Annotated in this window: 1 protein-coding gene; it reads left to right on the top strand. The window is 33.4% G+C overall.

The features are described from left to right. Positions 1–112 precede the first annotated feature (112 nt). Positions 113–853 carry a hypothetical protein gene (locus H5187_RS23730; protein WP_182798496.1) on the top strand — a complete coding sequence of 247 codons (741 nt, stop codon included), beginning with the start codon at positions 113–115 and terminating at the stop codon, positions 851–853. The last annotated feature ends 84 nt before the right edge of the window (positions 854–937 follow it).

The raw sequence follows: 937 nt of genomic DNA, 5'->3' as shown, positions 1-937 counted from the left end.
CGTTGGTCAGGAAAATCACGCGATTGGTCAATAATTAAGGAAGTAAATTTAAATCCTGAGAAAAAAGAAGAAATGCGGGCGGCATAAAATTTAACTTGAGGCGACAACTAACTTGAAAAACTCCGCAACCTTATTAGAAGGTGTTAACTTACCAGCTAAAAATATTTTTATTCTAAGTAATGCTATAGGTTTAACCAAGTTCACTGATATTGATTTTTGGAACCTAGCAGGTCGCGCAGGTAGAATGACAAAAGAATTATCAGGAAATATCATTTGCGCAAGAATTAAAGTAAAGAACAATCGCTGGAATGAACCTGAAAAAGATTTAAATGTCGTTAGAAATAAAGCCACGAAATCAATCGATTCAATTCTTTCAAGTGGGAAAGGTAACTTTTATAAAAACTTAGAGCGGTCAATAAAAGGTGAACCTTTTACTAATAAGTCAGCATCATATAACGAAATAAATATTTGGAATCATTATGCAAATATTGCCCAAATACACGAAGTTCTGAACTATGACTCAACGTTAAAAAGTAATTTTATAAAGAGAGTTGCCTCTGCTAAAGAAACTTTAGAAAAAAGCACAAAGAAAAATATTGTTCCTGAGCGAATTCTTTCATTCTCCTCAATGATAAAGCCTAAATATCAGAATGATTTTTTAATGCGTCATTATGAAGATAGTTTAGTTTTAAATGCAGATATCGATTATGAAAATTGTCTTGAAGCCTTAAATACGCTTTACCATATCTATGACTGGGAGCATGAGGAGTCTCATGGACGACGTCCAATATGCAGAACAAAGGATAGTTTAAAGTGCATATTCTCACCAGCTTTGATCACCCAATGGCATTAACTTTGATCGCTTATTCTCATTAAGCTTTGATCACGAAAATCACGCGATAATGATCACTTTTGTGTTCTTAATGATTTTGCCGAT

Origin of the sequence: Pseudoalteromonas sp. SG44-1, assembly GCF_014164315.1 — a bacterium.
In the GTDB taxonomy this organism is placed as follows: Bacteria; Pseudomonadota; Gammaproteobacteria; order Enterobacterales; family Alteromonadaceae; genus Pseudoalteromonas; species Pseudoalteromonas rhizosphaerae.
This window is presented reverse-complemented; position numbering and strand designations above follow the sequence as displayed.